Origin of the sequence: uncultured Xylophilus sp. (assembly GCA_913776965.1) — a bacterium.
GTDB lineage: Bacteria > Pseudomonadota > Gammaproteobacteria > Burkholderiales > Burkholderiaceae_C > Xylophilus.
Map to the genome: position 1 here is coordinate 20,679 of CAJYQL010000010.1, position 7,513 is coordinate 28,191.

The window sequence follows — 7,513 nt, forward strand, 5'->3', positions numbered from 1 at the left end:
TCACCGCATTATGAGAGGGACCGCCGAGCCACTGTGCGGCCGCATCTGGCCGTCAGCTGGATCCATGCGAGCAGGTCTCAGACAGGACGGCGGGCCGTCGATGGTTGATCTGCCGCGACCGGTGCGATCTGTGCCGGCGGCTGCACGGACCGGGCCGAGGTGCCGAACGCCAGGTGCTCCTGAACATACGCGGTGAGCGCGCCCCACGGGCTGAAACGGGCGTGATCCAGCGCGTCGTACATCGGCAGCACGACTGCGGCGGTCATGGCCGCCGCAGTGAAGATACCGACCGCCGCAGGCAGGCAGTCGTTCGGGGTGTGGGATGTTGTCGCAGGCATCGGTCGCTCCGGCGGGACAGCGCGAAAAGGCGCTCATGCCGGCCGATGGTCCCGGGCGAACCTTTGCGTTGCCTTAAGGCCGGCGGCAAGCCGCAAGTTGCCGTTCCGTCGGTCAGGCACTGCGCAGATGCGGATGCTGCGCGAACAGCTCCGCCGCCCATTCCACGAAGGCCCGCACCTTGGCGCTCAGGTGCCGGTTCGGCGGGTACACCACGTGCACGGGCAGCGGCGGCCGGTGCCAGTCGGGCAGGATCTGCACCAGCGCGCCGCTCGCCAGGTGCGGCGCCGCGATGAAGGTGGTGCTCTGGGTCACGCCGAGCCCGCTCAACACCGCGGCGGTGTGCGCGTTGCTCTCGTTGACCGCCAGCTGGTAGCGGCCCGACAGTTCCACCTGTTCGTCGCCGCACTGGAACACGTGCGGAAACGGCCGCCCGGTACGCGACGAGAAATAGTTGACCGTGCGGTGGCCGCCGTCGTCCAGTTCCTGCGGATGCTGCGGCGTGCCGTGGCGCTGCAGGTAGGCGGGCGATGCCACCGTGACGAAGGGCAGGGTGCCGATGCGGCGGGCGACCAGGAACTGCTCGGTCAGCTCGCCGCCGCGGATCACGCAGTCCACGTTGTCGCCGATCAGGTCCACCGGCCGGTCGCCGACGCCAAGGTCGAGCTGGATGTCCGGATAGCGCGCATGGAAGCCTGCGAGGGCCGGCACGATCAGCAGGCTCGCCACCGACGAGCCCACGTCCACCCGCAGGCGGCCGCGTGGGTCGGCCTGCGCATTGGTCATGCTGGCCTCGATGTCGTCCAGGTCGCTCAGCAGCCGGCTGGTACGCTCATAGTAGGCGGCGCCGTCGGCCGTCACCGTCACGCGCCGGGTGGTGCGGTTGAGCAGCTTCACCCGCAGCCGGCTCTCCAGCGCCTGGATCTGCTTGGTGACCGATGCTTTCGGCAGCGCGAGCGAATCGGCCGCCTTGGTGAAGGTGCCGCTCTCCACCACGCGGACGAACGCCCGCATCGCCTGGATCTGGTCCATGTTCCTCTGCCCTCCTGCGGCATGGCGGCATGCACCCCGGCACACCGTTCTTTACCCGAGATCTCTACTCTTCGAGTAGCGGAAATTCTCACACCGCCGGCGGCCGCGATTGTTGGCGACGGGGAAACAGAGAATGGGCGTGTAACCGGTTTATCGGCGGCACCGCAGCGCCTACAGTGACATCCTCACCGCTGTACCGACCGACCGCCATGACACCCCGTACCGCTGCCGACCTGCCCCCTTCCGACCCCGCTGCCGCCGGCTGCGGGGCCGACGCCGCCATCGCGCTGCCCGGGCGTGGCGAGGTGCCGGTGCGCATCTACGGCCGCGGGCAGCGCACCGCGGGCGGCGGCACGCCGCTGGTGCTGCACTTCCACGGCGGCGCGTTCGTCTCGGGCTGCCTGGAAAGCGGCGCCCTGGTGCCGCGGCTGCTGGAAGGCGCGGGCGCGGTGACGGTTTCGCTGGCCTATCCGCTGGCACCGGCGCATCCGTTTCCGGAGGGCATCGAGACCGGCTTCGCCGCGCTGGAGTGGCTCTACAAGCAGCGCACCAAGCTCGCCGGCCGCGGCGCCCGCATCTTCCTCGCGGGCGAGGAGGCGGGCGGCAACATCGCCGCCGCGGTGGCGGTAATGGCGCGCGACCGTGGCCACCCGCCGCTGGCCGGCCAGATCCTGCTGTCGCCGATGCTCGACCCCTGCACCGGCACCGCGTCGCTGCGCGAGGCGACTTGCGACAGCGTCCGCTGCAAATGGTCCGACGGCTGGATGGCCTATCTGCGCGGCCCGCGCGACGCGGAGCACCCCTATGCGGTGCCGGGCGCGTCCTCGCGGCTGGCCGACATCGCCCCCACCCTGGTGCTGGCCGGCGAGGGCGACCCGATGCGCGACGAGGCCCAGGTCTACGCCGAGCGGCTGCGTGCGGCCGGCGTGCCGGTGCAGTGGAACCTGATCCCCGAGGCCGCGGGCTGGCAGCCGGCCAAGACCTTGGGCGACATGGCGTCCGAGCCGTGTGCCTGCGGCATCGCGGTGCAGGCGCATCTGCGCGGCTTCTTCGCGCAGACCGCGGCGCCGCCGCCGGCCTAGCGCGCCGCACCCGCCACCCCTTTTTTCGCTTTTTCCATCCGAGTTACGGCGCCCTGCGTGCCGGACGGGGGAAGCCTTTGCCTTCACATTCCTTCCGGAGTTCCGCCATGCACGATCCCGTCCGCCCCGACCTCGCACCTTCTACGCCTTCCGCGCCTTCCGCCGATCCGGCGGCCCCCCGCCGTGCGCCGCGCCATCTCGGCGCCGTGCTCACCGCCGCCACCGCGGCCGTGGCCATCGTCTCGGCGGTGGTCGGCCTTGCGACCCCGGCGGTCGGCGCCGATGCCGCCAGCACTGTCGCGCCACCACCCGCGGTGCCGGTCACGGTAGCCACGGTCGCGGAGCGCGGCATCACCGCCTGGGACGAGTTCTCCGGCCGGCTGGAGGCGGTACAGCGGGTGGAGATCCGCTCGCGTGTCGCCGGCGCGGTGCAGGCGATGCATTTTCGCGAAGGCGCGCTGGTGAAGGCCGGCGACCTGCTGGTCACCATCGACCCGGCGCCCTACGCCGCCGAGGTGGAACGGGCCGCGGCCCAAGTCGCTGCCGCCGAATCGCGCAGCGCCTACAGCCGCAGCGAAACCGAACGGTCGCAGCGCCTGTGGGACGACCGCGCCATCGCGCAGCGCGAGTTCGACGAGCGCCGCAACGCCGAGCGCGAGGCCGACGCCAACCTGCGGGCCGCCCGCGCCGCGCTCCAGACCGCGCGGCTCAATCTGTCCTATACCCAGGTGCGCGCACCGGTGGCCGGGCGCATCGGCCGGCTAGAGATCACCGCCGGCAACCTGGTCGCGGCCGGGCCGGGCGCGCCGGTGCTGACCACGCTGGTGTCGGTCAGCCCGATCTACGCCAGTTTCGACGCCGACGAACAGGCGGTCGCCAAGGCGCTGAAGGGACTGCCTGCCGGCGCCGGCGCCCGCGGTGCGATCGAAGGCATTCCGGTGCAGATGGGCACCGCGGCGGTCGACGGCACGCCGGTGCAGGGCCGGCTCCAGCTGATCGACAACCAGGTCGATGCGCGCAGCGGCACCGTGCGGGTGCGCGCGGCCTTCGACAACGCCGACGGCACGCTGATGCCCGGCCAGTTCGCCCGCATCCGCATGGGCCAGCCGCGCGAGACCCAGGTGGTGCTGGTCAGCGAACGGGCCGTCGGCACCGACCAGAACCGCAAGTTCGTGCTGGTGGTGAATGCCGACAACAAGGCCGAGTACCGCGAAGTGGTGCTGGGCGCCCCGGCCGAAGGCCTGCGGGTGGTGAACCGCGGCCTGCAGGCCGGCGAGCGGGTGATCGTCAACGGCCTGCAGCATCTTCGGCCCGGCGCCACCGTCGCGCCGAAGGACGTCGACATGAAGAGCCTGGCGCAGGCCCCGGCCGCCCGCCGCGCCCCGGTTCAGTCCTGACCGCCGCCGCGCGTTTCCTTTCCTGATTCCCCGGGCCCCGGCCCGTGCCCCGTGCTGCCGGCTGCGACCGGCGGCAGGGGACGCCGCGGCCGTCGAAAGACCTTTGTCATGAATTTTTCCCGCTTCTTCATCGACCGGCCGATCTTCGCCGGCGTGCTGTCGGTGCTGATGCTGCTCGCCGGCCTGATCGCGCTGCGCGGACTGCCGATCTCCGAATATCCCGAGGTCGCGCCGCCGTCGGTCGTGGTGCGCGCCACCTATCCCGGCGCCAACCCGAAGGTTATCGCCGAGACCGTCGCCACGCCGATCGAGGAGCAGATCAACGGCGTCGAGGGCATGCTCTACATGGGCAGCCAGGCGACCACCGACGGCGTGATGACGCTCACCGTCACCTTCAAGCTCGGCACCGATCCGGACAAGGCCCAGCAGCTGGTGCAGAACCGGGTGTCGCAGGCCGAGCCGCGGCTGCCGGAGGAGGTGCGCCGCCTCGGCATCACCACCGTGAAAAGCTCGCCCGACCTGACGATGGTGGTGCACCTGGTGTCGCCCAACCAGCGCTACGACATGAACTACCTGCGCAACTACGCGGTGCTCAACGTGAAGGACCGGCTGGCGCGCATCCAGGGCGTGGGCCAGGTGCAGATCTTCGGCGGCGGCGATTATTCGATGCGGGTCTGGCTCGATCCGCAGAAGGTGGCGCAGCGCGGCCTGTCGGCGGCCGACGTGGTGGCTGCGATCCGCGGGCAGAACGTGCAGGCCGCGGCCGGCGTGGTGGGCCAGTCGCCGGGTCTTGCCGGCGTGGACCTGCAGTTGTCGATCAACGCGCAGGGACGGCTGCAGACCGAGGAGGAATTCGGCGACATCATCGTCAAGACCGGCGCCGACGGCGCGGTCACCCGGCTGCGGGACATCGGCCGCATCGAGATGGGCGCGGCCGACTATTCGCTGCGCTCGCTGCTCAACAACGACCCGGCGGTCGGCATGGGCGTGTTCCAGGCACCGGGCTCCAATGCGCTCGACATCTCGGCCGACGTGCGCGCCACGATGGCGGAGATCCAGAAGAACATGCCGGAAGGCGTGGAATTCCGCATCGCCTACGACCCGACGCAGTTCGTGCGCGCCTCGATCCAGTCGGTAATCCACACGCTGCTGGAAGCCGTCGCGCTGGTCGTGGTGGTGGTGATCCTGTTCCTGCAGACCTGGCGCGCCTCGATCATCCCGCTGCTGGCGGTGCCGGTGTCGGTGGTCGGCACCTTCGCGGTGCTGCACCTGCTGGGCTTCTCGATCAACGCGCTTTCGCTGTTCGGGCTGGTGCTCGCGATCGGCATCGTGGTGGACGACGCGATCGTGGTGGTCGAGAACGTGGAGCGCAACATCGAGGCCGGCCTGAGCCCGCGCGAGGCCACCTACCGCGCGATGCGCGAGGTATCGGGGCCGATCGTCGCGATCGCGCTGGTGCTGGTCGCGGTGTTCGTGCCGCTCGCCTTCATCAGCGGCCTGACCGGCCAGTTCTACCGGCAGTTCGCCGTGACCATCGCGATCTCGACCGTGATCTCGGCGATCAATTCGCTGACCCTGTCGCCGGCACTCACCGCGCTGCTGCTGAAGGGCCACGGCGCACCGAAGGACGCGCTGACCCGCGGCATGGACCGCAGCCTCGGCTGGCTGTTCCGTGGCTTCAACCGCTTCTTCCATCGCGGCTCCGAGGCCTACAGCGGCGGCGTGGCCCGCGCCATCGGCCGCAAGTCGCTGATGATGGTGGTGTACCTGGCGCTCGCCGCCGCGACCGTTGGCCTGTTCAAGCTGGTGCCCGGCGGCTTCGTGCCGACGCAGGACAAGCAGTACCTGATCGGCTTCGCACAGCTGCCCGACGGCGCGACGCTCGACCGTACCGACGACGTGATCCGCCGCATGGGCGAGTTGATGAAGCAGAACCCTAACGTCGAGGATGCGATCGCCTTCCCCGGCCTGTCGATCAACGGCTTCACCAACAGCTCCAACTCGGGCATCGTCTTCGCCACGCTGAAACCCTTCGCCGAACGCCGGCAGAAGGACCAGAGCGGTGGCGCGGTGGCGGGCCAGCTGAACCAGGCCTTTGCGGGCATCCAGGATGCCTTCATCGTCATGTTCCCACCGCCGCCGGTGGCGGGCCTCGGCACCACCGGCGGCTTCAAGCTGCAGCTGGAGGACCGCGCTTCGCTCGGCTACGACCAGATGGACGCGGCGGTGAAGGCCTTCATGGCCAAGGCCTACCAGGCACCGGAACTCGCCGGCATGTTCACCAGCTGGCAGGTCAACGTGCCGCAGCTGTATGCCGACATCGACCGCACCAAGGCGCGGCAGCTCGGCGTGCCGGTGACCGACATCTTCGAGACGATGCAGATCTACCTCGGCAGCCTGTATGCCAACGACTTCAACCGCTTCGGCCGCACCTACAGCGTGCGGGTGCAGGCCGATGCGCCCTACCGCGCGCGGGCCGAGGATGTGGGTCTGCTGAAGGTGCGTTCCACCACCGGCGAGATGGTGCCGCTGTCGGCGCTGATGAAGGTCGATGCCAGCTTCGGCCCCGAGCGCGCCATGCGCTACAACGGCTACCTGGCCGCCGACGTCAACGGCGCCGCGGCGCCCGGCTATTCGTCGGGGCAGGCGCAGGCGGCGATCGACCGCATAGCGCAGGAGACGCTGCCGCAGGGCATCTCCTTCGAATGGACCGAGCTGACCTACCAGGAGATCCTGGCCGGCAATTCCGCGCTGCTGGTGTTCCCGATCGCGATCCTGCTGGTGTTCCTGGTGCTGGCCGCGCAGTACGAGAGCCTGACGCTGCCACTCGCCATCGTGCTGATCGTGCCGATGGGCCTGCTCGCGGCGATGACCGGCGTCTGGCTGAGCCGCGGCGACAACAACGTGTTCACCCAGATCGGGCTGATCGTGCTGGTGGGGCTGTCGGCGAAGAACGCGATCCTGATCGTCGAGTTCGCGCGCGAGCTGGAATTCGCCGGCCGCAACCCGGTGCAGGCCGCGATCGAGGCGAGCCGGCTGCGCCTGCGGCCGATCCTGATGACCTCGCTGGCCTTCGTGATGGGCGTGCTGCCGCTGGTGCTGTCCACCGGCGCCGGTGCCGAGATGCGCCAGGCGATGGGCGTCGCGGTGTTCGCCGGGATGATCGGCGTGACCGCCTTCGGCCTGTTCCTGACGCCGGTGTTCTACGTGCTGTTACGCCGCCTCGCCGGCAACCGGCCGCTGCGGCAGCACGGCGAGGTGCCGCCGGTGGCGGAGCCTCCCGCGCACGCCGTACCGCTCGCCGCGGGCGCAAGCGACGCCCGGCTGCTGCCCGCCGCACCGCGCGGCTTCCACGACTGACGGCAGGAGGACCTGACCATGCACGCACCTCGTTTTTCCACCTCCACTGCGCGGGCCGCCGCGCGCCGCTCGCTGCTGCCGCTCGCCGCCGCCTTGGTGATGGCCGGTTGCGCATCGCCGCCGCCGGTCGATACCGCCGCGCTGGCCGCCGCGCCGGCGCAGTTCAAGGAGCAGGCCCTGTCCGCGCCGGTGGAGGGCCGCTGGACCCAGGCGCCGCCGGCCGACGCGCAGGCGCGCGGCACCTGGTGGCGCGCCTTCGGCGATCCGGTGCTCGACGATCTGGTCGAGCGCGCCGGCGTGGCCAAC

5 protein-coding genes and 1 pseudogene are annotated in these 7,513 nt (G+C 70.6%); 4 read left to right on the forward strand and 2 right to left on the reverse strand.

The features are described from left to right. Positions 1–77: 77 nt before the first annotated feature. Together QZ500_RS01240 and QZ500_RS01245 are read right to left on the reverse strand one after the other, a co-directional pair. Positions 78–338, reverse strand: coding sequence for a hypothetical protein (locus QZ500_RS01240; protein WP_295849833.1), 261 nt, complete (start codon positions 336–338; stop codon positions 78–80). Between the two features lie 112 nt (positions 339–450). Next, positions 451–1,368 (reverse strand): LysR family transcriptional regulator, encoded by a 918-nt coding sequence (locus tag QZ500_RS01245; RefSeq protein ID WP_295849834.1) that lies wholly within the window; start codon positions 1,366–1,368, stop codon positions 451–453. 209 nt (positions 1,369–1,577) lie between these two features. On the opposite strand from QZ500_RS01245, the gene QZ500_RS01250 reads away from it, so the two are divergent. The 4 genes and pseudogenes from QZ500_RS01250 to QZ500_RS01265 all read left to right on the forward strand — a co-directional run. Beyond that, entirely contained in the window at positions 1,578–2,450 is an 873-nt protein-coding gene (locus QZ500_RS01250; RefSeq protein WP_295849836.1) for an alpha/beta hydrolase, read from the forward strand. Between the two features lie 107 nt (positions 2,451–2,557). Continuing rightward, the gene (locus tag QZ500_RS01255) at positions 2,558–3,847 is read left to right on the forward strand and encodes an efflux RND transporter periplasmic adaptor subunit (RefSeq protein ID WP_295849837.1); all 1,290 of its coding nucleotides are present in this window, start codon (positions 2,558–2,560) and stop codon (positions 3,845–3,847) included. Positions 3,848–3,955: 108 nt separating this feature from the next. Next, positions 3,956–7,207, forward strand: coding sequence for an efflux RND transporter permease subunit (locus QZ500_RS01260; RefSeq protein WP_295849839.1), 3,252 nt, complete (start codon positions 3,956–3,958; stop codon positions 7,205–7,207). A gap of 18 nt (positions 7,208–7,225) precedes the next feature. Further along, positions 7,226–7,513: pseudogene (locus QZ500_RS01265) on the forward strand (hypothetical protein); the annotation flags it as partial.